This is a genomic window from Gemmatimonadota bacterium (assembly GCA_009838645.1).
GTDB lineage: Bacteria > JAAXHH01 > JAAXHH01 > JAAXHH01 > JAAXHH01 > JAAXHH01.
The window spans coordinates 123610-147311 of the sequence record VXRC01000029.1 but is presented as its reverse complement, the minus strand read 5'-3'; the positions used below and the strand labels follow the sequence as shown (position 1 = coordinate 147311).

The 23702-nt window shown below is 62.4% G+C and carries 18 protein-coding genes and 1 tRNA gene; 6 read left to right on the top strand and 13 right to left on the bottom strand.

Annotated elements, in window-relative coordinates; translation table 11 throughout:
- Positions 1–43 precede the first annotated feature (43 nt).
- The 5 genes from F4Y38_09000 to F4Y38_08980 all read right to left on the bottom strand — a co-directional run bounded on the left by F4Y38_09000 (position 44) and on the right by F4Y38_08980 (position 6637).
- Complete coding sequence (locus F4Y38_09000; GenBank protein ID MXY49416.1) at positions 44–937, bottom strand: hypothetical protein; 894 nt, start codon at positions 935–937, stop codon at positions 44–46.
- Positions 938–960: 23 nt separating this feature from the next.
- Complete coding sequence (locus F4Y38_08995; GenBank protein ID MXY49415.1) at positions 961–2274, bottom strand: hypothetical protein; 1314 nt, start codon at positions 2272–2274, stop codon at positions 961–963.
- On the bottom strand, positions 2274–3080 hold the full coding sequence (locus F4Y38_08990; GenBank protein MXY49414.1) for an outer membrane lipoprotein-sorting protein: 807 nt from the start codon (positions 3078–3080) through the stop codon (positions 2274–2276). The genes F4Y38_08995 and F4Y38_08990 overlap by 1 nt, the downstream gene beginning before the upstream one ends.
- Before the next feature lie 80 nt (positions 3081–3160).
- Positions 3161–5446 (bottom strand): MMPL family transporter, encoded by a 2286-nt coding sequence (locus F4Y38_08985; GenBank protein MXY49413.1) that lies wholly within the window; start codon positions 5444–5446, stop codon positions 3161–3163.
- A 9-nt stretch (positions 5447–5455) separates the two neighbouring features.
- The gene (locus F4Y38_08980) at positions 5456–6637 is read right to left on the bottom strand and encodes a DUF2236 domain-containing protein (GenBank protein ID MXY49412.1); all 1182 of its coding nucleotides are present in this window, start codon (positions 6635–6637) and stop codon (positions 5456–5458) included.
- A 311-nt stretch (positions 6638–6948) separates the two neighbouring features.
- Between F4Y38_08980 and F4Y38_08975 the strand changes: the two genes are divergently transcribed.
- On the top strand, positions 6949–8052 hold the full coding sequence (locus F4Y38_08975; protein MXY49411.1) for a sigma-70 family RNA polymerase sigma factor: 1104 nt from the start codon (positions 6949–6951) through the stop codon (positions 8050–8052).
- A 322-nt stretch (positions 8053–8374) separates the two neighbouring features.
- A complete protein-coding gene (ispG, locus tag F4Y38_08970) occupies positions 8375–9547 on the top strand; it encodes a (E)-4-hydroxy-3-methylbut-2-enyl-diphosphate synthase (protein ID MXY49410.1) in 1173 nt (390 codons plus the stop codon).
- On the opposite strand, the gene F4Y38_08965 is transcribed toward ispG, so the two are convergent.
- Positions 9544–10386 carry a hypothetical protein gene (locus F4Y38_08965; GenBank protein ID MXY49409.1) on the bottom strand — a complete coding sequence of 281 codons (843 nt, stop codon included), beginning with the start codon at positions 10384–10386 and terminating at the stop codon, positions 9544–9546. The two genes, ispG and F4Y38_08965, sit on opposite strands and share 4 nt — an antisense overlap.
- Positions 10387–10565: 179 nt before the next feature.
- Here F4Y38_08965 and F4Y38_08960 point away from each other — a divergent pair, with 179 nt between their 5' ends.
- Complete coding sequence (locus tag F4Y38_08960) at positions 10566–11867, top strand: citrate synthase (GenBank protein ID MXY49408.1); 1302 nt, start codon at positions 10566–10568, stop codon at positions 11865–11867.
- Between the two features lie 61 nt (positions 11868–11928).
- Here the strand turns inward: F4Y38_08960 and F4Y38_08955 are convergent, their stop codons facing one another.
- From F4Y38_08955 to F4Y38_08935, 5 genes are read right to left on the bottom strand one after another with little or no spacing between them, the layout of a single operon-like run.
- Complete coding sequence (locus F4Y38_08955; GenBank protein MXY49407.1) at positions 11929–12987, bottom strand: amidohydrolase family protein; 1059 nt, start codon at positions 12985–12987, stop codon at positions 11929–11931.
- The gene (locus tag F4Y38_08950; protein ID MXY49406.1) at positions 12759–13568 is read right to left on the bottom strand and encodes an isochorismatase family protein; all 810 of its coding nucleotides are present in this window, start codon (positions 13566–13568) and stop codon (positions 12759–12761) included. Before F4Y38_08950 ends, F4Y38_08955 begins: the two co-directional genes overlap by 229 nt.
- The gene (locus tag F4Y38_08945; GenBank protein MXY49405.1) at positions 13558–15600 is read right to left on the bottom strand and encodes a YjhG/YagF family D-xylonate dehydratase; all 2043 of its coding nucleotides are present in this window, start codon (positions 15598–15600) and stop codon (positions 13558–13560) included. The genes F4Y38_08950 and F4Y38_08945 overlap by 11 nt, the downstream gene beginning before the upstream one ends.
- The gene (locus tag F4Y38_08940) at positions 15597–16844 is read right to left on the bottom strand and encodes a phytanoyl-CoA dioxygenase family protein (GenBank protein MXY49404.1); all 1248 of its coding nucleotides are present in this window, start codon (positions 16842–16844) and stop codon (positions 15597–15599) included. The genes F4Y38_08945 and F4Y38_08940 overlap by 4 nt, the downstream gene beginning before the upstream one ends.
- Positions 16841–17845 carry a TIM barrel protein gene (locus tag F4Y38_08935; GenBank protein MXY49403.1) on the bottom strand — a complete coding sequence of 335 codons (1005 nt, stop codon included), beginning with the start codon at positions 17843–17845 and terminating at the stop codon, positions 16841–16843. Before F4Y38_08935 ends, F4Y38_08940 begins: the two co-directional genes overlap by 4 nt.
- Before the next feature lie 105 nt (positions 17846–17950).
- On the opposite strand from F4Y38_08935, the gene F4Y38_08930 reads away from it, so the two are divergent.
- Positions 17951–18025: transfer RNA gene (locus tag F4Y38_08930), tRNA-Pro, on the top strand.
- A 95-nt stretch (positions 18026–18120) separates the two neighbouring features.
- Here the strand turns inward: F4Y38_08930 and F4Y38_08925 are convergent.
- Positions 18121–19188 (bottom strand): helix-hairpin-helix domain-containing protein, encoded by a 1068-nt coding sequence (locus tag F4Y38_08925; GenBank protein ID MXY49402.1) that lies wholly within the window; start codon positions 19186–19188, stop codon positions 18121–18123.
- 200 nt (positions 19189–19388) lie between these two features.
- Complete coding sequence (locus F4Y38_08920; protein ID MXY49401.1) at positions 19389–20084, bottom strand: SOS response-associated peptidase; 696 nt, start codon at positions 20082–20084, stop codon at positions 19389–19391.
- Positions 20085–20215: 131 nt separating this feature from the next.
- Here F4Y38_08920 and F4Y38_08915 point away from each other — a divergent pair, with 131 nt between their 5' ends.
- Both F4Y38_08915 and F4Y38_08910 read left to right on the top strand, forming a co-directional pair.
- The gene (locus F4Y38_08915; protein MXY49400.1) at positions 20216–21868 is read left to right on the top strand and encodes a SulP family inorganic anion transporter; all 1653 of its coding nucleotides are present in this window, start codon (positions 20216–20218) and stop codon (positions 21866–21868) included.
- Positions 21869–21901: 33 nt separating this feature from the next.
- Entirely contained in the window at positions 21902–23692 is a 1791-nt protein-coding gene (locus F4Y38_08910) for a peptide ABC transporter substrate-binding protein (GenBank protein ID MXY49399.1), read from the top strand.
- Positions 23693–23702: the final 10 nt, after the last annotated feature.

Sequence of the window (23702 nt, the reverse complement as noted above, 5' to 3'; positions counted from 1 at the left end):
CGGGCCCCCAACGATTGGATCGAGACGGCCCCGCCTGCGTGAACTATACTACGTCGAAATCCAGTGCCTCCAGGCCGGTCCGCAGCCGGTCTTCCTCTTCCGCGGACAGCCGGGCGGTGGGCGGGCGCGGCGGCCCCACGGGTACTCCGCGCCATTCGAGCATCTTTTTGATCCCGGCAAGGACCCCCACCGAAATCAGTAGCGCGATGACCCGGTTGGCCTGTACCTGCAGTGCCATGGCTTCCTGTATCCGGCCGTTTCGAAAGGCGTCGTACATACGCAGGAACATCCGGGGCATGATGTTGTACGTGGAACCGATGGCCCCGTCGCTGCCCATCACGAACCCCGCCACGCACATCTCGTCCGGCCCGGTGATGGCGTTCAGCCTGCCCCCGGCCAGGTCCACGAGCTGCTGAAACACGAAGAAGTTCGGGTCCGTGAACTTGATGCCCGCGAAATTGGGCACCGAATCCATGGCCTCCAGGAACTGCCCGGGCGAGACCTGCCCGTCCACGTCGCGCGCGAGCCAGTAGACGTAGAACGGGACCTCGGAAACGCCTCCGATGGCGGCATAGTGTCGTACGGCGGCCGCCAGGTCGTTGGGTTGGTTCGCGGGGGCGACGGAAGCCACGGCGTCCGCACCCAGCGCGCCGGCCTCCGACGCGAGGAGGACGGCATCCTCCGTGGTCGTGCCGCCCACGTGAAAGACCACCGGGACCTGGCCCGCGACGTCACGGGTTACGGTCTCGCACATCCGACGCCGTTCTGCGACCGACATCTGCCGGCCCTCGCCCGTGCCTCCGGTGATGAAAAAACCGTCGCTGCCGGCGTCCACCAGGTGACGTACCAGGGGCGCCACCCGGCCGGGAGCCAGCTCAAGTCCTTCATCGAAGGGCGTGCAGAGCGCCGGCCATATGCCTTGAACCAGTTTGGGCATGATTCCGGTAGTCGTCGTCGGTGTCAGAAATGGTAATGGATACCCAGTTGAACGAAACCGTCCTGCCGGAGATCGTAGTACAGATCGTCCTGGTCGATGTTGGTGATCGCGACCGCTCCCAGGTCCAGAGAAAAGGCATCCGACAGCCGGCGCGCCAGTTCAAGACCGTAGATGCGCTGGCGCTTGTCGAGATCGTGCAGCACACTCACCGTCATCTCCGTACCCTGGACATCGTTCAGCATGAGCCGAAGGGCGGCGAAGAGGTCGTTTTCATAGAAATTGGTCGCGCGTCGGCCGCGTCCGTCACGGTCCCATTCGGCGAAAAGGGTAAGGTCGGCGTCCGTATTCCACAAGGAAAAAAACGTGTACTCGCCGCCCAGCACGAAGGCGTTGAAGGTCTCTTCCACGCCTGCCAGGTTGCGCGCTCCGGACCGCCTGATCGCTTCCAGCTTCAACAGCAGGGACCCGGTGGTCCACTGGGCGTCCAGGCCGAACTGGCGGATCTGATTGTATATGGGATAGAGAACGGGCACGGGCACTGTCAGACCAGACGATCCGGACTTGCCGGGTGACCCGGGCAGACCGGACGGCGCTCCGCAGTCAAAGCACAGGCCGAAGGAAGGCTCCCTGGCCGTGCCGTCGAAAACGCTGGCGCCGAAGTCCAGCAGGCCCAGGGTATGGCTGTAGCGGGCGGCGAAATCCGGATGCCACTTCCCGGACGAACTTTCGTATTCCGCCAGGTCATTGTCGACGACCACCGAAGCGCGCAGCCGGCCGTCGCTGCCGGGAAACGTGCGTTTCCGGTGCCAGGACATGCCCAGCAGTTCCACCACGCCCCAGTCCGACGACCAGGTCACGTAGGCCATGGGCTGCCCCATCCGGGTCTTTTCGTCGGGATGTTCGACCAGGTCGATCTGGTTGACGATGTCCACCAGGTGGCGGGACTCGACCACGCCCCAGAAAACGCGGTCGACACCGAGGCGGAGTTCCCATTCCCCGTTGCCGGCGGCGCCGGAAAGCAGGAAGTACGCTTCCCGCAGGTCGAAATGGGTTCTACGGTCGTCCGCGCTGTCGTAGCGGAACCAGGGCGTCACATTGAGGATACGGCCCGCTTCGTCTTCGAGGTAGAGGTTGGGTTCCGCTACGAATCCGCTTGCGTGGGAACCCTGGCCCTGGAAAAGGGCGGTCTGGGGAAACCACCGGCTTTCCGCTGCAAACCGGCCCGACAGGTCAGTATAGTAGCTTCCGGCCTGGCCGCGCGAGGAAGCCGGATGCATCGCGACACCGATCAGACAGACGCCGAACCACAGGAGGCGAACCAGGGCCCGCGAGGGCATCACCGCACCCGCCTCAGTCCGGTACGGGTGAAGTCGCGGTCGTCGATGTCGGTCCCGAACTCGTAATCCGTCCAGACCAGGTCGGTGCTCTTGCCCGTCAGATGGTTCACCATGGCCATGCTGCCGGCCCGCCAGTAACGGTCGAGATACTGCCGGTACTCACCCACGGTAAGCGTTTTCAGATGGGCGTCCTTGCGGTCGTAGTACTCCACTTTCCAGACTCGGAGCGCCGACTTGTCGCGCCAGACGAGCTGGCGGCGGTAGACCGATCCCTTCTCCACCGGGATACGCTCGGTGACCACGCAGTCCAGGCCGTCTCCGCAGGGTTCGTCGCGCAGGTACCGGTAGGTGTATTTCTCCACTTCCTGGACCGTCATGTCCTCGTAGGTAAACTCGCTTCCCATGAAGGAACCCGAACGGTTGGACGAACTGATGCGCTTGACGCGCTTCAGGGCAGGCAGGTAGAGCCATTGGTCGTCCGGCCGGTCCTTGTGGCCGTGTATGAGCAGCGCGGTGCCCCGGGCATCGCGCGGTTGGTCGAACACGAAGAGACTCTTGTTGCCGTCGTCTTCCGCCTCGAGCACCTTCACGCGCACTTCGCGGACGCTCTCCTGCCCCTTCTTGTTGCGCAGGACCATGGTCATGCCGGCCGAGAAATTGCCGAAACCCTCGTCCTGGCTCCGGGCGTCACGGGCGATCTGGAGCCCTTTTTCTTCCGTCGGATCGGGCGGTCCGCCTGGACTGCCTGGATCGGCTGGACTGGCTGGACCGCCTGGACCGCCTGCCCATGCCTCCTGGGACGGCATGCCCGGCAAGAAGAACATCGCCAGGAGGCAGAACCGGGCGGCACGCAGTCCGCGCGCCAGTCGCATTGGTTGGTCAGTTTTCATGATTTTCTCCTGTCAAGCGCCATAAGCAGGGGAGGAAGCAGCAGGAAATCGGCAATGATCGCGAAGCCGATGGTGATGGTGACCAGCAGCCCGAGCGCCCACGACACCTGGAAACCGGAACCCGCGAAGGCCAGGAACCCCGCGGAAAGGACCAACGTCGTGGTCCACAACGCCTTGCCCACCGACCGGAAGGTAACGCGCACCGCTTCTTCCGCCGAAAGGCCCTCCTCATTGCGCGCCCGAAGGTACCTGCTGAGAAAGTGGATCGTATCGTCCACGACGATGCCGAAGGCGACGACGATGACCACCGACGAGGCGATGCCCACTTCGCCGACCAGGTGCCCCCAGAGCCCGAAACTCATGGCCGCGGGGACGAAATTCGGCAACAGGCTGATGAAGCCGAAGCGAAAACTGTTGAAGACCAGGACGAGGATGACCGAGATGAGCGCCATGGCGGTCACCGTTCCGCGCAGCATCGACTCGATGTTGCGTTGCGAGATGTGGGCGAAGACCACGCTCAGCCCGGTGGCTTCGGTCGCGAGCGCGGGTGCGTTCTCGCGCAGCCAGTTTTCGCCCCGGCCGGCCAGGTCCTGCAGATCCTGGCTCGACCGGCCACGGATCACAACCGTCATGCGCGTCGCGGACTTGGACACATCGATCCGGTCGTTCAGATCGCTGCCGAAGGGCAGTGACAATTCGTAGAGGAGCAGGTACTGCGATGCGAGATCCTGGGCATCGGGGATCCGGAAGAAGGCCGGATCGTCGCCGTTCATGTTCTTGTTCAACCGTTTCATGATATCCGTGAAGGCCTGCACGTGGCCCACTTCGGGCTGACTGCGGTTCCATTCCGCGAAAGCCTCCACCTGCCGCAGGTATTCCGGATCGGTGATCCCGCCCTCTTCCTCCGCGGCCAGCGTATACTCCATGGACAGCAATCCGGTCAGGTTGTCCATGACGAAATCCGTATCCCGCCGGAACTCGTAGCGTTCATCGAAGTAATCCGGCCAGCTGTCGGTCAGTACGTTCCTGGGCACGCCGGTGATCAGGACGACCGTTAGAATCCCGACGAACCAGAGCAGCGGCTTTCGACGCGAAACGACGAAATCGCCCAGGCGATCGAAGAAGACGGGTTGCCGGAAACTGCCGGCACGGGCCCGCAACGGAAGGACCGAAAGCAGCGCGGGCAGGAGCGTCATGGCGTAGAAGAACGTGATGATCACCCCGAAAGCCACGAAGTTGCCGAGAATGTGAAACGGCGGCGAATCCGAGAAGTTCAGGCTGAGGAACCCGATCGCGGTGGTGATCGAGGCCAGGAATACCGGGTAGGCGTTCGTCTTTATGGATTGCGCGACCGCCGCGTTACGGTCCTCCCCCCGTCGTATTCCCGAGAGGGTGTGGGTGATGATGTGGACCGCCTGGGCGACGGAAATCGCCATGACGATAATGGGCACTCCTGAATTCACCGGGCTGAATACGGTGTGGAACCAGCCGGCAAGCCCCATGGTCGTCGAGATCACGAAACCGATCATGACGACGATGATACCCGTTCCCAGAAAGGACTTCATGAGCAGGGTCGAGGTGATCACGATGAGGAAGAAGACGATGGGCAGCAGAGTTTCCAGGTCGTCTCGGGTGGCATCGGCGAAGGCCCGGTTCATGACCACGTCGCCCGTCAGGTAGAAGTCCACCTCCCCGTTCGCCGCCCTCGCATCGTCCAGCATGCCGTCCAGGTAGTCGGTCAGCTCGATCACCGCGAGATCCGGGTTGTCGCCCAGCACGAAATTTACCGCCAGGCCGGCCACGCGCCCGTCAGGAGAAACGAGCCGTCCGACCACTTCCCGGGAACCCAGCGCGATCGTCCGGACGCGATCCAGGCCTGCCTCGCTCAGCGACGAGGCGTCTTCGACGAGCGGCCCCACGATGAGGTCGTCTTCCATCGCTTCGCTGTGAAAGTAGTTCGTAAGGGAATTCACCCGCGTCGAGTACGGAGCGAACCAGGCGGTTTCGGTGAGGTCTTCAACGACGCCGAGCACTTCGCGGGTGAAGACGGAACCGTCCCGGGGTGCGATGGCGATCAGGGCGGTGTTCGAAACGGAGTAGATGTCTTCCAGCGCATCGAAGGCGGCGAGTTGGGGGTTGTTCTCGCCGAACATGACGCGATGCTCGTTGGAGACGGTGATATTCCTGCCGCCGGCCGCCATGGCGAGCATGAACAGCAAGGTAAGCGAAATAACAAGCCAGCGATGACGCAGGATTGCGTCGATGTAGTTATCCAGGTGCAATTGATCGCGCTACCATTTGCTGGATTCAGACGCTTTTACATTGTCGGGAAGCCGGTAGCTCATGCCGATATCGTCGTAGGCCGAAAGCTGAAGCATCTGCGAGAAATTGTCCAGTTTCGTCTGCCGGCCTCTCGTTTTCAACAACAGGTTCTTCACACGACTGATGCGGTTTTTCAAGCGATGGGCGAACAGCACGCCCAGGGTACTGCTCTTCGGGTAATGCAGGGCGTCGGCCAGTTCGTGTCCCAGCAGGGCACGGGAGATATTGTATAATGTCTTAAGGGCGGCGGCCACTTCGTCGGGATCCGTGATATTCAGCAGCGCCGGCCCGGCATGGATCAGTGCGTTCGCGTTCGCGATGGAGTGCTCGTCAGGAGGGGGTTCGCACATGAATCCGATATTGATGGTCAGCCGGGCTTCGTCCTCGTTCTTCATGAGGATGCTCTCCGGGACGCCCATGATGAAGCCGGTGTACCGAAAGACCTTAACGAAACTCTCCCTTTCCTCCTGGGTGTAGATGGCGCCCAGCGAGATGGAATGCTTCAGGATCTGTGCCGAAAAAATACTGACCGCAAGGGCTATATGGGCCGCACTCAAGGGCGTGCCCCAGGCCTCGGTGTCCCATATGTCGGAGTCTTTCAGCAGACGGCGTACCATGGCATGCACGAAACGGATACGGGCGGAAAGCCGGTAGCCGTCCCCTTCCCGACGGAGACCGCCGGGCAGGAAGATTTCCAGCAGGTGGCGGTTATTCTGCTTGAAACGGCGGGTTGCGCTGGGCGAATGAACCCGCCCGGTCAGGTAGAAGGACTTGCTTATGAGCGTCGTGAATCCTTCCAGCAGGGCCGCGGTCACGAACGCGACCAGGATTTCCGGCATGTTCTTGTGGAATCCGATCACGGCGGGGCGGAAGTCTTCGAATTCAACCCATTCGGGGACCTTCGAATCGACCTCCCGGAAGTAACGCTGCAGGGATTCAGGCGCTTTTTTTAACCAGTCCTCCTCCTGGTGCAGCCCGGCATGGATGTACTGGTGCATCTCGCCAGGCGGCATACCGGAAAGTTCATCCATCACCGGATCCAGATCTCCGTCGCCGATCATGGTGTGCCTGATGAAGTTGTCGGCGAATTCCGGGTTCAGGGACCGCGCCTTCTCATATCCACTGGCGTAAGACGTTGGGACTTGAAGCAAAACCGAATCCTGGATCCAGGCGAACGGACACACTACTGCACTATTGAATTAATGCACGTTAACGCAAAAACCACTGAAATGTCAAGTTTCCATTTTTTATTCGTGTTTACGCTCACTATCCACGACTAAACATATAAGCAGCTTGAAGTACTGTTTTCGAAATCAAAATGCACACGTGCACATTTTAATTAATTTAATTATATATAGCTGTTCTTTGCATTATTATTGTTATATACTGATATACGGAACGGCCGGTACGGCATTTCACTCACCATGCACTAAACCGGCCTTAGGATGCATCGTAACAGCACATGAAACCGGTCCGCCGCGACAAGGCGCCACGGGCTGTCACCGGTTTGCGATACGAAGGAAAAGCAGCACCTGGGTATCCGGTCTGCACTTCGATGCATACAGGCGTGTACCATCTACCGCCTCGATCAGTACAGAAAGAAAGCTGTGATGTCCTCGTCGCCCGTGGATGGAGCAGCGGTCTATTTCAGTGCCACTGTAATCAGCGTCAGTTGCCGGCACCCGTCCTTGAACCGTCGGGATCACGAAAGATCCTACGGCCGCAGGGACGGGGTTGTGGAATACCCGTAACCGGATACCTCGAACCGGGTATTCAAACGGTGCCGGATGTACCCGTCGCGCTTGATCGGCCCTTCGATCTAAAGCGCTTTCATTGGAAAGGCAGTTTCTTTGAGACCATGAATAAGCAACCAGGCAGGCCAGGAGACATCCATCTGATACACGCATGCCTCGAAGGTCGATCGGATGCGCAGAGTCTACTCTACAAATCGTTTTTCATGTCGGACAAGCCCGTTCACTTCTGGGTTTACAAGAAAGCGTACTGGATACCGGCGGGTGAAAAGGAAGACATCCTCAATGACATATTCATCGCGGTCTTGCAGAGTCTTCCCAAGTTCGAGTTCCGCAGCGCATTGAGCACCTATGTGATCCGCATCGCCAAGATCAAGTGTCTGGACGCCATGCCTTCGCGGATGGGGGTCGCAAGGGGGAGGGGGATCAAGTTCGTCGATATCGACTGGTTTGCGTCGAACACCGAGTCGGGGCTGCAGATCGTAGACTCCAATCCGAACAACGGTCCCGGCCGGTTATTCAAGAAGCTGGAAGAAGAAGAACAGATCTACCTGCTGCATACCGCCCTCAAATACTATACGGGCCCGCGATGCCGGACCGTCCTGAAAATGTACGTCAGGGAACTGAAAGGCGAACTGACCAGGGAGGACATTGCCGAATTGATGGGGGTGTCCGTACAACGCATGGGACAGATGATCTACGACTGCATGTATCGCCTCAGACGCAAAATGCAAAGCAGGTTTCGTGATTACGAACACTTTACCAGGTGCGTGTGTGAAGGCACCAGGCGTCGTAGACGCCAAAGGAAGGAGTAGTCATGCTTCCGAGAATCCCCGGTCGCGGCCCTTAGACCCGCGACGCCTTGTTTCCACAGCGGGGATGGATCGTTGTCTGGAGATTTCCGCCGGGACCGGAGTTCCTTGTCAGCCATCCTCCCCGCTTGTTGTGCGTCGATCCTGAACAGGTCGGACTTCGACCTGTTCCGCTCCATCGATCGGGCATGCGCCTTCGAGGCATAGCCGGCGGTCTTCGACGATACCCGTGGTCCGGAAACCCGGCATTAAGGTATTGACAATCGCTTGTCGTCACGTACGTTACGAAGAGCCGGAAGGAGTACACCGCGAAGGAGTTCACCGCATGGAGATGACTTATCCGCGGCGACAGACGCGTGAAGTACGCGTAGGAAACATCACGGTCGGCGGCGCGCATCCGATTGCCGTGCAATCGATGATCACGGAGAATACGCGGGACGTGACCGCGTGTGTGGATTCGATCGTCCGATTGCACGAACTCGGTTGTGAAATCGTGCGGGTGACCACGCCTACGCTGGCGGATGCCCACAGCCTGCGTGAAATCAAGCATACCCTCGACCTGAGGGGCGTGGACGTGCCACTGGTCGCCGATGTCCATCACCAGGGCACCCGGATAGCCGAGGAAGTCGCCCGGTCCGTCGACAAGGTGCGTATCAACCCCGGCCTGTTCGTGTTCCAGCGACTGGCCGATACCATCGAGTATACGCAGGAAGAATTCGAAGCGGCAAGGCGGAAGGTGGAGGAAGACCTGGCGCCGGTAATCGAGGTCTGCCGGGAACGGGACATCGCCATGCGCATCGGCGTGAACCACGGGTCCCTGTCGGACCGCATGACGGTGACCTACGGAGACACGCCGCTCGGCATGGTGGAGTCCGCGCTGGAATTCATCCGGGTCTGCGAGGCGCGGAACTACCGCAACCTGATAGTTTCCCTCAAAGCGTCCCGCGTGCCCGTCATGATCCAGGCCAACCGGCTCATGGCAAGCCGTATGGACGAAGAAGGCATGGATTATCCGCTGCACCTGGGCGTCACCGAGGCCGGTGACGGCGAGTACGCCAGGATCAAGTCCACATCGGGCATCGGCACGTTGCTGGCCGAAGGGCTCGGTGACACCATCCGCGTATCACTCGCCGAGGATCCGGCCAACGAAATCCCGGTCTGTTACGATATCCTCCAATCGCTGGGCTTGCGCCGCACCAAGGTCGAGTTCATCGCATGTCCTTCCTGTGGGCGCACCAAGTTCAACCTGGAAAACGTGCTGGCGGAAGTCAAGGCGGCCACCGACCACCTCGCTGGCCTCGATATCGCCGTCATGGGATGCATCGTCAACGGTCCCGGAGAGATGGCCGATGCCGATTACGGCTACGTCGGTCGCGCCAACGGGATCATCTCGCTCTACCGTGGGCGGGAATGCGTCAAGATGAGCGTTCCGCAGGAACAGGGCGTCCACGAACTGGTCGACCTGATCAAATCGGACGGCCGCTGGGTAGACCCTTAGCCGGCGGACGGTCCCTTGGCCGGTGGACGGTCTCGATTCAGCATTTCCATGACATCCTGCAGTTCGAATACGAAGCCGAACGCCAGGGCGACCCGCCACAGCGCGAGTTCCTTGGCCGCTTCCGTTGCCGCCGTTTCCCGGTTTTCCACGGCAGTCACGGCCTGGCGAATGGCGGAACAGATGACCCCGTACCGCCGCATGTCCAGCATCCCCCCGGGCGACACCAGCAGGCACCAGTTGATGGCAAAGCCCATGTAGATCAGGTGGTTGATGCCATTAGCGCGGCATAGGGCGGCCAATTGCCAGCCGTTCTCCGCCACGCCCTCCTCCGGCTTGGGCCGAGCCTGGGGCGCGAAATCGATCCGGGCGAAGCCGCGCTCGATATCGGCGGAGTTCCGGGCACCCGGGAAAACCCGTTCGGCGCGGAACCGGTTCAGTTCCTCGTAAACGGGATCGCCGGCGACGGGTTCCACGGCATCCGGTTCGGGACCCGCCAGTTTGACGGCGGCCCGGTATCCCGGGTGATGCTCGTGGTACCTGCCACCGCCCGCGACGTGGAACATCTTCATGCCGCCCGATCGTATCGCACCGAGCAGCGGGGGAAACACTTCCCGGCATATCTTCTCGGCCCTGGGAAAATACTCGACGGCCCGGTGCCATCCCGCGTAGTCCTCCGGGCTTCCGGTATCCCACGCGTGCATGACGACGAATGCCGTGTGGTCTGTGTCGATCCTTATTTCCGCACGCCGCCATCCCCCGTACCCCTGCCCCGGATAGTCCAGTGATGGGTCGGCGTCGAACTGCTGATAATACCCCGCAGGTATCTTTAATTTAGCCATGGACGTACTACGCGGTCGCGTCTCCTTTTAAACGGTGGTCATGGGATGCATATACACGGCCGGTTGGGAATCGAATATCGGTTGACCGAAGGGCCGCGATTCGTTAATTTGTTGCTTTCACGGCGCGAAAATCCCGGTGCCTGCGCATTCTCCATCCTGTTTTCAGGAGGTCGTACTGCATGCCCGATACGTTGACGGTCATCGACAACCGGACCGGCAAGAAATACGAGATCCCGATCCAGTACGGGACCTATCCCAGGTACGGCGCCGCGATCCCCACCACGGACTTTCGACAGATCAAGGTGTCCGAAGACGACTTCGGGTTGCTGGGTTACGACCCGGCATTCACCAACACCGCCTCCTGCCGGAGCAGCATAACCCACATCGACGGGGAAAAGGGCATCCTGCGTTACCGGGGCTACCCCATCGAGGACCTGGCGGTCAACAGTTCCTTTCTCGAAGTCGCCTTCCTGATCGTCCACGGCATGCTGCCGACCCGGACCGAGCTGGACGAATGGTCTTACGACATCACCCATCACGCGATCGTCCATGAGAATATCAAGAAGTTCATGGACGGATTCCGTTACGACGCCCATCCAATGGGGATCCTGATCAGCACGGTCGCCGCGCTTTCCACCTTCTACCCGGAAGCGAAGCGGATCCGCGACGTGGCCATCCGCAACGAACAGATCCACCGGCTCATCGCCAAGATTCCGACCATCGCCGCCTTCGCGTACCGGCACAGCCAGGGCTTTCCCTACACCTATCCGGACAACGGCCTGGGATACTGCGGAAACTTCCTGTCCATGATGTACAAGATGACGGAAAAGTACACCCCCGATCCCGTGCTGGAAAAAGCCCTGGACGTGGTGTTTATCCTGCACGTGGACCACGAGCAGAACTGCAGCGCCAACGCGATGCGGAGCGTAGGCAGTTCGCTGCCCGATCCCTATGTGTCCGTGGCCGCCGCCGCCGCCGGTCTGTACGGTCCGCTGCACGGCGGCGCGAACGAGCAGGTGCTGCACATGCTGCAGGAAATCGGCCACATCAGCCGCGTGCCCGCTTACATCAAGAAGGTCAAGCAGGGAGATATCCGGCTCATGGGGTTCGGCCACCGGGTGTACAAGAACTACGATCCCCGGGCCAAGATCCTCAAGGAGATGACCCACCGGGTACTGGGCGTGACCGAGAGGAACACGCTGCTGGACGTCGCCGTGGAACTCGAGCGGATCGCTCTCGAAGACGATTACTTCGTCAACCGGCAACTCTATCCGAACGTCGACTTCTATTCGGGCCTCATCTACCAGGCCATGGGTTTTCCGCTCGAGATGTTCCCGGTGCTCTTCGCCATTCCCCGCACTGTGGGCTGGCTGGCCCAGTGGGCGGAGATGCTGGACGACCCGGAACAGAAAATCGCCCGCCCCCGCCAGATCTATACCGGCGACGACGTCTGTCAGTACGTTCCGATCGAAGACCGATAGCCAGGCGGCAGACCGGTAGGAATCTGGCCCACCCCTCAGCTTCGCGGCACCCTCACGGCCGTCAGCTCCGCGGCACCCACCTGTAGGCGTCCCTGCTGTTCTTTCCCATGATTTTATCCAGGGCTTCCGGACCTCTCGGTTCGAAACAGGCCATGGCCAAAGCCTGCACCTGGCGGTAGGAAGCGTATCTCCAGGATACCGGCCAGTTGCTGGCATACAGCAGCCGGCTCTCCCCGAAGGCGTTCCAGAGCACATCGAGGACCGGTTTATAGTAGGCCGGGTCCTCCGGCGGAGGATCGTCCCGCGCCAGTTCCACCATGCCCGATATCTTGCAGAATACGTTGGGATGGGCCGCGGCGGAGGTGATGCCGGCGATCCATTCCTCGTCCGGGCGGCCGCCGGTTACCGGCACGTGGGCGAGATGGTTCAGCACGATCCTGAGACCGGGAAAACGGGCGGCGCAGGCGGTCAATCCGGCCAGCCACTCCTTGCCCACGAGCAGGTCCAGCGTGAGGTCGTGGGCGGCGAGTTGCTCCAGTGCCCTGAGATAGACCGGATCGTCGACGGGCACCTTTCCCAGCCGGATGCCGTAGAAGAGGTCATGGGCGGCAAAACGGTCCAGGTCGGATTCGAAATCTTCGTCAGGTGGTTCCAGGCGACCCACCAGGCCTAGCAGGAAGGGGTCTTCCTCGGCCAGGTCCAGTATCCACCGGTTATCCTCCACCCAGGCACTGGCTTCCACCACGACCGTGCCCGTGACGCCTTCGGACTGCGCTTCGCCCTTGAAGTCCTCCGGCATGATCCTCCGGTAAAGAAACTCGTCATCGGCACGGGGCCAGGGCACGCCCTGCGGCCTGGAGGGATCGTAGAAGTGGGTGTGGGTGTCGACGATCAATTCTCGTTCCTTTCTGAAATCTTCCGACAACTCTCGAAGTAGTCCTGGTTGGACGCCGAGAATCCGAACTGCTGCTCGATCTCGCGGACCGCGATTTCCGTTACGAAAAGCTCGTCCAGCGTGTCCGGGAATTCGACGCCCGCGGTGCAGTCGCGCAGGAACACGATATTGTATCCGTACCGGGCCATGGACCGTATGCCGTAGTCTCTGCCCAGGACGCACCAGTTGGTGGCGAAACCGGCGTAGACCAGGTGGAGCACGTTCCGTTCGGCCAGCACCTCGTGCAGTTCGGCGCCGGTGGTGATCACCACGTCTTCGTCGCGGACCTCCACGGACGGGGACACCGTCAGGCCGTCGCTGATGGGATCCCAGTGAAGACCTATGCCCGGAGGTTGGCTTCGGGGACCATGGAAGGCCCGGTACGCGCCTTCCCTGCTCCTGAACGCCGGGGGCGGCCAGTCCGCGCCGCCGCGCGGAGATGCGGGCGCCGCCGGATTCCGGGCCGACTGGGGAAACTGCCGCGCCACCTCGGGCGACGGGGCGTGGATCACCGGCAGCCCGGCCTTCCGGCTCATCTCGATGGCCGGCACGATCGCCTCCCGCGTAACCCGGGCGGCCCGTTCGATCCAGCTTTCGATGAAATGGGCGTTCCACAGGTCCACCAGGACGAGCGCCGTCTGTTCGACGGGCAGGTTCATCCGGAACTCCCGGCGGATGAAGTGCTCCTCCCTGCAGGGCACATCAGCGGGGGTACTGTCCTGGAAATACCGCACATTAAGGTCGAGTACGGCCGGGTTATCTGCCATTTTTACCTGCCTTCGTCTTTGGTTGTGACGGCTTCGCGGGCTCCGGTCCGGCCGGGACACGGTGCTGCAAACGCTGGACGATCTCGTCCACGTCGTAGACACATCCGCCCCACGCACCTCCGCCGGCCTGCTGCAGTGCGGCCCAAAGCCGGGTGTCGTCGGGTAGATTCGGGTCGACGGCCAGGTCGTTTCTCGGCGAACGCCCGGCGAGCAGCCGGTTGCCCTCCTCCACGCCGAACGTGCGGTCCTCGCTGCCGACCAGGTTGATGGATCCGGTCAGGTTATTCCGGTCTATGACGATTTCCACCAGGTCGCCATCGATGACCTTTCCGATGGGGCCGCCCGCCAGGGCCTCGGGACCGACGTGGCCGATGCAGGCGCCCGTCGAAATGCCGGAGAACCGGGCGTCGGTCACCACGGCGACGTGCTTGCCGAAGGACAGGTGTCTCAGCGCCGCGGTGATCTGGTAGGTCTCCTCCATGCCGGCGCCCATGGGACCCCGGCAGATGAGTACCAGCACGTCGCCGGGCTTGATCCGGTCCTCGTCCCGGCTCTTGATGGCGGCGATGGCGTCCCGTTCCCGCGTGAATACCCGTGCGGGCCCCGTTTTACGGTACACCCCGTCCGGATCGACGACGTCCGGGTCGATGGCCGTACTCTTGATGACTGATCCCTCCGGCGCGAGGTTGCCCACGGGAAAGGTCACCGTGCTGGTCAGCCCCCGCTTTCGCGCGCGGTCGGGAGACATGATCACGTCGTCCGGGTCGATCCCGTCTACCTTCTTGAGGCGCTCTCGCACCAGCCGCCGTCTGTCGGACGCCCGCCACCAGTCCAATACCTCTCCCAGGGTTGCCCCGGACGCGGTAAGCGCCGATTCATTCAGCAGACCCGCATCGCGCAGATGCAGCATGACTTCCGGTACGCCGCCGGCAAGGAAAGCTGTCACCGTGGGATATCCCGTCGGGCCGTTCGGCAGCACGTCCACCAGCCTGGGAGTCTGCCGGTTTATCCTTACCCAGTCCTCGATCCCGGGACGGCGCAGTCCGGCGGCATGGGCGACCGCGGGGATGTGCAGCAGCAGGTTGGTGGAACCACCGAAGGCGGCGTGGACCGTCATGGCGTTCTCGAGCGCCGCTTCGGTCAGGATCTTCCGAACGGTCAATCCCTCGGCGTCCAACCGCATCAGCGCGCGGGCCGACCGCTTTGCCATGTCGGTCCAGATGGGCTGGCCCGACGGCGCCAGCGCGCTGTGGGGCAGGGAGAGGCCGAAGGCTTCGCCCACGATCTGCGAAGTGGCGGCCGTACCGAGGAACTGGCAGCCGCCGCCCGGCGACGCGCAGGTCCGGCAGCCCATGTCCGCCGCATATTCCAGCGTGATCTCACCATGGGCGTACCGGGCGCCGATGGATTGGATCTTGCCGGCGTCTTCGCCCTCTTCGGGCGGCAGCGTGACGCCGCCAGGCACCAGCACGCAGGGCAGGTCATGGGTCGCCGCCAGTGCGATCATCATGGCGGGCAGCCCCTTGTCGCACGTCGCCACGCCGATTACGCCCTGGCGCGTCGGCAACGACCGGATCAGCCGCCGGAATACCATGGCCGCGTCGTTTCTGTAAGGCAGGCTGTCCATCATGCCCGGCGTGCCCTGGGTGCGCCCATCGCAGGGATCGGTGCAGTAACCGCCGAAGGGAATGCCGCCCAGGGCCGTAAGCTCCTCGGCGGCCGCCTGCATGAGCAGGCCGACCTCCCAGTGGCCCGTGTGGTACCCCAGGGCCACGGGCGTTCCGTCGGATGCACGGATCCCTCCCTGGGTGCTGAGGATCAGGTATTCCCGGCGTTTCAGCGCTTTTGGACTCCAACCCATGCCCACGTTCTGGGATAGGCCGAAGAGGTCGCCGCTCGGGCTGTCCCGCAACATGTCGCCGGTGAGCGGCAGGCTGCCTTCCGGGCCCGGCGCGCTGGACTGTATATCGTATATTGCGGGATCGGACTGGCCGACCACGGCATCGAAGGAGAGCAGGGAAGGTGGTTTCATGATGAGGATGCCCCGTTTCCAATACGTCCGGTGGTCCATGAAGCGTACCAGCTGTCCGGGGTGAGCGCCGGCGGGACTTCTTCGAAGTGATAACGGGTCTCGCCGCCCTGGAAACCCGGCAGGAGCTGGTTTTCGTCGGATTGCATGAGGACGTCGACGGGCTTGAACCGCGCCCACAGGCCTTCCGCTTCCTCCGGGGTGAAGCGGTCCCCGAGCGGCCTGCCCCACTGCAGGGTCATGGGATGGACCGATTCGATGCCCAGGGCTTCCGGCGCCGAAAGGTCGTCCGGTTCCACACAATGCTGGTTGTATATGTGCCGGGCCGTCTTGCTGAGACAGATAGTCGACTTGACGACGCCCTTTTCGCCCCTTCCGGGATGCAGCGCATCCAGTGCGCTTCGATAGGCGCCGGCGTCCGCGGCCAGGACCGCACGCAGCGCCGCCTCCCCGTGGTCCATGTAACCGGCGGCGCGCTCGTGCCAGCGCTGGCAGGCATCGCGGGCCGCGGGCGCAAGATGCTCGATCCAGTCCGTCGTGTGCCAGTGCGTCAGGCGCGCGAATCCCCCGTGAATGGTGCGGCGCATTTTCGTAGAGTAGTTGCTCCCCCAGTGGAGTATGGGTAGAATGTAGACGACCCCATCCCCCGCCTGCAGCCGGGTCTGCACGCCGCCCGGGACCGGAGACCTGGGGTCTCTGGACATGGACGCGTTTTCTTCGTGCGTGTTGCGCCGGACGTGGCTGCCCGGGACGACCCACAGCACGTTGTCGTCGTACAGCGGCACGTTCCACTGGACGTACCGGGGCCCGCTTTCCAGGATATCGTCCGCATAGGCCATGAGCGGACAGTTCAACGGCGGATAGAAATCGCGATGCCACCGGGCGGGACCGTGGTCTCTCACCGGGTTGCACATGAGCATCATTTCCGTGGGCGGCGCGTCGTCTTCGTCGAGGAGCGCGCTGCTCACGCCCTGGACGTTCTCGTGCAGCCAGAACGCGAAGGCCGGTGCTGTTTCCCGGTCGCCCAGGTCCGGCGGCCGCGTAATGTTCAGCCTCGGCTGGGCCGCGGTCCGCCACACGTCGGCCGGCGCCTTGCCCCGGGCCGCCTCGTCCGTCCAGATGCAGCGCTGCCGGTCCACGAGCCTTTCGTAACTGCTGCGAAGGATTTCGAGATCCCGCGGGGAGATCATGCCGCGAAGGATCAGGTAGCCCTCTTCCAGGAACCGGTCCCGGTCGACGCGGATCACGCTGCACCTTCCCGTCGTTTTCCCACGTTGTCCAGCAACGCCTTCATGTAGCCCAGCGCGTAGGCTCGGGACGTGCTGTGGCGGTCATCGGGATCTATGGCCAGCCGCGGCACGTGATCGTCGATCATGGGACAATCCACGCCGGCTTCCTCGTAGGCCCGCAGGGACGCCATGGGATCCACGTGGCCCTGGTCGATGAAGGTCTCCGAGAACGTGGGAACGGGTCCGGACACGAAGCGGAAATGGACATAGTTGATCTTGCCCCGGCCGCCGAAATACCGGATGGCGTCGAGCACGTCGCCCGGAATTTCCGAAATGGTCCCCTGGCAGAAACCCAGGCCGTTGCAGTCGCTGGGTACGAGGTCGACGAGCCGCGACAGCGCCTCGTGGCTGCGGAAGACGCGCGCGATTCCCGCTATGGGTGAGATGGGCGGGTCGTCCGGATGCAGGCTCATGCGCACCCCGGCCTTCTCGGCCGTCGGTATGACCGCCTCAAGGAAATAGGCGACGTTGCGCCACATGTCCTCGTCGGACCGTTCCAGGTCCCGGGCAACGGGGGGATGCCAGTAGTCCTGTCTCGCGCCCCTGATCTGTTCGTAGTCGAAGCTGGTGACGACCGCGCCGCCCCGGCTCCGGGTCGACTTCGACGTGCGCAGTCCATAATTGCCGCCCACGTTGCGCAGACTGAAGAAATACCCCAGGACGGGGATGCCCGCGGCGCCCATGTTATCCAGCGTCCTGCACCAGTTGTCGATCTGCTCGTCGCGCCCCGGCAGTCCCAGCTTGATCTTGTCGCACCACTCGGGAGGCACGCCCTCGAGCACCGACCAGATCAACCCGGCATCTTCTATGCGCGCCTTCTGAAGCGACAGGTCATGAAAACTGTAGTAACCCTTTGACAGATCACAATCCGGCACCCCGTTCACCACGTCCGTCACTCCCAGCTGCCGGGCGAAGGCGAGGTGTTCGGCGTCCATCCTTCCGTTGACGGCCAGCTTCATCGTTGAATTCCCACAGACGGCCGCTATCGGACCGCTCAAGGGCCGCTGCGGCCGGGGTTTGCCTTGACAGGACCACCGGCGAGCCGTATCATACTCCGGTGTTTTCGGGGTGTAGCGCAGTCCGGTCAGCGCACCTGCTTTGGGAGCAGGGGGTCGGGGGTTCAAATCCCCCCACCCCGATTGCCATTTCCCGCTCGTGGCACGCTTCCTACTACAGCTCGCCCGCAAACCGCGCACTTCCTACTACAGTTCCCCCGCACGCGGCACGCTTTCTTCTACGGATCCTGGCTTCGGATCTCCACGTATCTTGCCAGCCGATTCACCTCACCATCGTCCACGTACTTACCGATTTCACGGCGAAACTGCTCCATGCTGGTATACGGGCGGTACTCCCTGAATTCATGGGCCATGCGCTCCCCCACGCCGGGTACGGCGAGTATCTCCTCGTCGGTGGCCGTATTCAGGTCGATGGGGACGAACACGTACTGTTCCATGCGGGCGACCTCCTCGTCGTCCACGTACTTGCCCATTTCCCGCCGCCACTGGGCAATGGAAAGGTACGGGCGGTACTCCTTGAATTCGTGCAGCATCCGGTCCCCCACGCCGGGCACCAGCAGGATCTCCGCGTCCGAGGCCGTGTTCAGGTTCAGGGGAATGAACATCTGCGCGTAGAGCGCGGCGGCCTCATCGCCGCCGAGGTGCCCGGTGACCAGTCCGTCCAGCCCGATCATGTCCATGAAGGGACGCGCATCCAGCACCGCGTTCGCGAGTTCGGAGGTCATGCCCGGCAGCATCCCGAGATCGTCGCGTCCGGCGAGATTGGGATTGATGACCGCCGACGCCGATTCGACGGTCGATTCGGCCTGGGCGGGATCGCCCGGACTGCCCGGACTGCCCGGACTGCCCGTTTCCGTGTCGCCGCATCCTCCCATCACGACCGCGAACAGACCCGTGATCAGCGCGTGCAGCAAAACAGACCGGGGTTTCTTCAGGTTTGTCATGGTTTCTCCAGGGTTTTGGTGGATACAGGTCTTGAATGAAGGGCCGGATGCCGAAGGCAGGTCACCAGGCCGAGCAAACCGAACAATGTCATGGTGCCCGGCGCGAGGGACGGGTAAGCGCCACTCAGCGCCTCCCACACCAGTTCGAGCCCTTGCCGCGACGGATACATTTCCAGTTCGAACTCCACGTTGCCCTGGTAGTGCAGCCACTGCCCGACGAACCCGGAAATAACGAACAGTATCATCATGGCCTGGTACGTCCGTATGACGGCGAAACCGGGCGAGAGAATGAGCCAGATCGAAACCGGCAGCGCGGCCGCCAGCAGTACGATCGGCGCCCATTGCCAGGGATCTTCCATGTGATCCAGCAGCACCAGTTCGAAACCAACGCCGGCGATGCCGAACGTCAGCACGACCAGGACGAGACGCCGAAGCGTACCGGCATCGTCTTGCGGAGTCCCACGGGGTGGTTGAACCACGGTACACGCCTCGCGTACTTTAGATTGCGCCAAAAGATAGCGTCAAAAGATGGCGTCAATCCGTCAGAACAGCGTTTGCCTCTCCAGCGGTTTCAGGATGTCCGGCGTGTCGTTGGCCACCCGGTTCACCAGGTCGCTCAAGGGACGGGTTTCATAGGGACCTTCGTGAGGCGTGCCTATGATCTCCTGAAGCGTCTCCTCGGGCGTCCCGGGGTCGAACCAGTCGGTATAATCGTCCGGATCGACCACCGCGGGCTGCCGATCATGTATATCCGAAAGCGCGGGCGAAGCTTCGGTCGTGATGATGGTGAACGTTTCGAGATGTTGGCCGCCCCGCCCCCATTGCTCCCACAGTGCGGCGAAGGAAACGGGAGAACCGCTTTCAAGCGCCAGGAAATAAGGTTGCTTGCCGCCTCCGGTCGGCCCAGTCCGTTTCCATTCGAACCATCCGTTCGCCGGGATGAGGCACCGCCTCGTGCGGAAAGCCGATCGGAAGGCCGGCTTCTCCTGGACGGTCTCGGCCCGGGCATTGATCATCCGTGCGCCGATCTTGACGTCTTTAGCCCAGAACGGAACCAGTCCCCAGCGCAGCACGGCCATGGATCTCAGCCCACTTTCGTCCAGGCGGCAGAGCGCGAAATCCTGGGTAGGCGCGCCGTTGAACCTGGGTTGCGGATCAAGCCGAGGCGCGGAATTCGGCAGGGTGTACAGCGTGTAGATCTGCTGCCAGGTCAGGTTCTGCGAGAGGCGGCCGCACATGGGATCAGTCGTCCGTTTTTGAGGCCTGTCGCGCTTTTATCGCGCAGGATTGAATCACACCATTGGAATGCTTGACCTTGCCCTTTCGATGTATATCATTTAATCAGCGAAGATACGTTACTTTCCCCGCGATGCAAGCCCAATCAGTCAAGTACGGGAGCACTGCTTTGAACTACAGCCTGGATACCTTCCGCGGCGACGTGTTCGGTGGGATAACCGCGGCGGTAGTGGGTCTGCCGGTCGCGCTCGCCTTCGGCGTCGCTTCGGGAATGGGCGCGGCGGCCGGTCTGTACGGCGCGATCGGCGTCGGCCTGTTCGCCGCGTTGTTCGGCGGAACCCGTTCCCAGATTTCCGGCCCCACGGCGCCCATGACCGTGGCCATGGCGGTCATCATAACGGAACACGCCAGTTCGATGAGCGAAGCCCTGGTCGTGGTCATGTTGGGCGGATTCCTTCAGATTCTGCTCGGCGTGTTGCGGATCGGCCGTTACGTCGCCTACACTCCCCACGTGGTGATCTCGGGGTTCATGTCCGGGATCGGCCTGATCGTCATGTTGATTCAGGCCCTGCCCTTCATCGGCGCGCCGGCCGCGCCGGGTGGCGTCGTCGGCACCGTTCGCGTATTGTCTGAAGCCGTCGGGGACATCAACTACAGCGCTTTCGCAGTCGCCTTCGTCACCCTGGCCGTCGGCGTACTCTGGCCACGGCGATTGTCGAAAATCGTGCCCGGCACCCTCGTCGCCCTGATCACCGGCACGCTGCTGAGCGTGCTCTGGTTCACCGAAGTACCGGTCATCGGGATCATACCCTCCGGCCTGCCCGAGATCATCCTCGTGCCGCCCTCGGCCGACTTCCTGCTTCGCGCCATCGAACCCGCGCTCATCCTCGCCCTGCTCGGTTCCGTGGACAGCCTGCTCACCTCCCTTATCGCCGATTCGCTGACGGGTACGCGCCACAGGGCGGACCAGGAACTGGTGGGGCAGGGCATCGGCAACATGGTGGCCGGACTGATGGGCGGACTCCCCGGCGCCGGCGCCACCATGGGCACGGTAACCAATATCAGGGCAGGCGGAGCGACCCGCCTGTCCGGCGTGGTCCGCGCGGTCATTCTGCTGGGGCTGCTCCTGGGCCTGGGCTGGGTCGTCGAACCGATCCCCCATGCCGTGCTGGCGGGCATACTCATGAAGGTGGGTTGGGACATCGTCGACTGGCGGATGCTGACGCGGATCCACCGTCTGCGAAGGGAACATCTCTTCATTCTGCTGATCACCCTGGGACTGACCGTATTCGTCGACCTGGTCACCGCGGTGGCGATCGGACTGATCGTCGCCGGCATGGCCCACGCCAGGAAACTGGAGAACCTCGAACTGGACAGCGTGGTGTCCGTTCCGCTGCTGGACCGTCAGTTCTTTACGCAGGAAGAAGAAAGTTCCGGCATAGACGAGTTCACGGCCCGGGTCGGCCTGGTCGCGCTCAGGGGCAGTTTCACCGTGGCCTCGTCCAAGAAACTGGTAGGGGTGATCAGCGAAGACATCAAGGACCATGACGTCGTCATCTTCGATTTCTCCGGGGCCACGTACATCGACGACAGCGCGGCCATGGTCGTCGAACAGCTCATGGACGTCGCCACGAGCGAAGATACCTCGTTCATCGTCATGTCGCTTGCAGGTTCCGTCGAAGATACCCTTTCCGCCCTCGGGATCATCCAGCGCGTACCGGAAGCGCATATCGTGCAAACACTGGATCAAGCGCGTGAGGTCGCCAGGAAGATGCTGGGCATGTGAGCCTTACGAATATAACGAACAAGGCGAGGGCACATGCTCGAACCATGGAGAACATTCCACCCTTTCTGCCGGTATGGGTTACTCGTCGCCCTGCTGACGACTACGTCCTGCGGGTTACTCGTCGCCCTGCTGACGACTACGTCCTGCGGCAACCGCCCGTCCGACCTTCCCGGCCATCCATTCGTCGAGACCGTCCCGGCGGAAGAAGCCGCGGCCAGGCCGCTACCTCCGGACGCGGCGCCCCCCAAACGCCAGGTATTCCGCTACTTCTCCAACGAACCCTCCAGCCTGGACGTGAGCGTCGCCCTTTACGAGTCCCTGGGCAGCGCGTTCCTCTTCGAACGGCTCTGCATGATCGACGAGAACGAAGGGCTCATTCCCGGCGCGGCGGACCGGTGGGAGCGTTCGCCCGACGGAAGGACCTGGACCTTCCACCTCCATCCCGGCGCGCGCTGGAGCGACGGCACGCCCGTCACCGCCCGCGACTTCGAATACACGTACCGGCGCCTGCTCCATCCGGACAGCGGCAACGTGTACGCCTTCTTCTACTATGACATCAAGGGCGCCAGGGCGTTCAACCAGCGGGAATCCGACGACCCGGACCTGCTCGGCATACGGGCGGTCGGCGACCTGACCCTGGAAATCGAGACCGAAGAACCCTGCGCCTACCTTCCCTACGTCACGTCGTACACGGCCTCCTCGCCGGTACCGCGATGGCAGGTGGAGAAATACGGCGCCCGATGGACGGAGGCCGGAAGATGCGTGAGCAATTCGGCCTTTCGGTTGGATGAATGGGTGCAGGGCAAGTACATGACGTTCCGGCTGAATCCACATTACAAAGGCAATAATCCCGGTCATCTCAGGAAGATCGTCCGTCTCTTCTCGGGGACGGCGGGGACCGGCAGCGCGTCCGGCGGCGTGGGCTTGCTTCCGTACGAGAACGGTGAAGTGGACCTGGTCGGCGTGGGAAGCCCGGCCGATCTCGACCGCATCCGGAATGATCCCGGGCTGAGCGAACAGCTCTGGAAGTTCAACGGCGTATCAACGGTATACCTGTTCTTTCGTACCCGGGAACCGCCCCTGGACGACGTCCGCGTTCGCCAGGCCATTGCCCGGGCCATCGATAAGCAGACCATAGCCGATGTCCTGTTCAAGGGCGCCGTCCGGCCGGCCCATGGCATGCGTCCCCCGAATTTCCCCGGCTATGCGGGAGAAACGTTGCGGCATCTGCAGCAGTTCGACCCGGAAGCCGCCCGCAGCCTGCTGGCCGAAGCCGGATATCCCGGCGGGAGGGGATTCCCCGCCCTCGAGGTCTGGCTACGCGACGCGCCGCCTTCGTCACAAAGCGGCCAGGCCGTGCAGATGATCCAGGAACAGCTGCTCGACATACTCGGCATCCGTCTCGAGATCCGCAACATGCAGGCGAACGCCTTCAACCGGTTGATGTACGAATGGGAGATACCCATGGGCATGGTGGGCTACGGCGCCGACTTCTCCGATCCCCAGAGCCTGCTCGGCGTGCCCTGGCGCTCCCAGCCCCGGGGATTCACCCGGCACGACTGGAACAATGCGCGTTACAACGACCTGATCGACCGGGCCCGCAGGGAAACCGACCGGGACAGGCGGATGCAACTCTACGAAGAGGCGGAATGGATACTGACTGCCGAGGTCGGCGGGGCGTTTCTGTGGCACGACCACCGGTTCCAGCTCCGCAAGCCGTGGCTAAAGGGACTGAAGCAGGATCGCGCGGGATTCTATCCCTTCTGGGAGAACAATACCGTGTACACCGAGATGTACATCGGCACGGAGAGACTGGAGAGATGAAAGGATCAAC

Bases quoted from the DNA above. Each gene is read 5' to 3' on its own strand.
- F4Y38_09000 (MXY49416.1), bottom strand. From the start codon at position 937: ATGCCCAAACTGGTTCAAGGCATATGGCCGGCGCTCTGCACGCCCTTC.
- F4Y38_08995 (MXY49415.1), bottom strand. From the start codon at position 2,274: ATGCCCTCGCGGGCCCTGGTTCGCCTCCTGTGGTTCGGCGTCTGTCTG.
- F4Y38_08990 (MXY49414.1), bottom strand. From the start codon at position 3,080: ATGCCGTCCCAGGAGGCATGGGCAGGCGGTCCAGGCGGTCCAGCCAGT.
- F4Y38_08975 (MXY49411.1), top strand. From the start codon at position 6,949: ATGAAACCGGTCCGCCGCGACAAGGCGCCACGGGCTGTCACCGGTTTG.
- ispG (MXY49410.1), top strand. From the start codon at position 8,375: ATGGAGATGACTTATCCGCGGCGACAGACGCGTGAAGTACGCGTAGGA.
- F4Y38_08965 (MXY49409.1), bottom strand. From the start codon at position 10,386: ATGGCTAAATTAAAGATACCTGCGGGGTATTATCAGCAGTTCGACGCC.
- F4Y38_08960 (MXY49408.1), top strand. From the start codon at position 10,566: ATGCCCGATACGTTGACGGTCATCGACAACCGGACCGGCAAGAAATAC.
- F4Y38_08950 (MXY49406.1), bottom strand. From the start codon at position 13,568: ATGGCAGATAACCCGGCCGTACTCGACCTTAATGTGCGGTATTTCCAG.
- F4Y38_08945 (MXY49405.1), bottom strand. From the start codon at position 15,600: ATGAAACCACCTTCCCTGCTCTCCTTCGATGCCGTGGTCGGCCAGTCC.
- F4Y38_08935 (MXY49403.1), bottom strand. From the start codon at position 17,845: ATGAAGCTGGCCGTCAACGGAAGGATGGACGCCGAACACCTCGCCTTC.
- F4Y38_08925 (MXY49402.1), bottom strand. From the start codon at position 19,188: ATGGGCGCCGATCGTACTGCTGGCGGCCGCGCTGCCGGTTTCGATCTG.
- F4Y38_08920 (MXY49401.1), bottom strand. From the start codon at position 20,084: ATGTGCGGCCGCCTCTCGCAGAACCTGACCTGGCAGCAGATCTACACG.
- F4Y38_08915 (MXY49400.1), top strand. From the start codon at position 20,216: ATGCAAGCCCAATCAGTCAAGTACGGGAGCACTGCTTTGAACTACAGC.
- F4Y38_08910 (MXY49399.1), top strand. From the start codon at position 21,902: ATGCTCGAACCATGGAGAACATTCCACCCTTTCTGCCGGTATGGGTTA.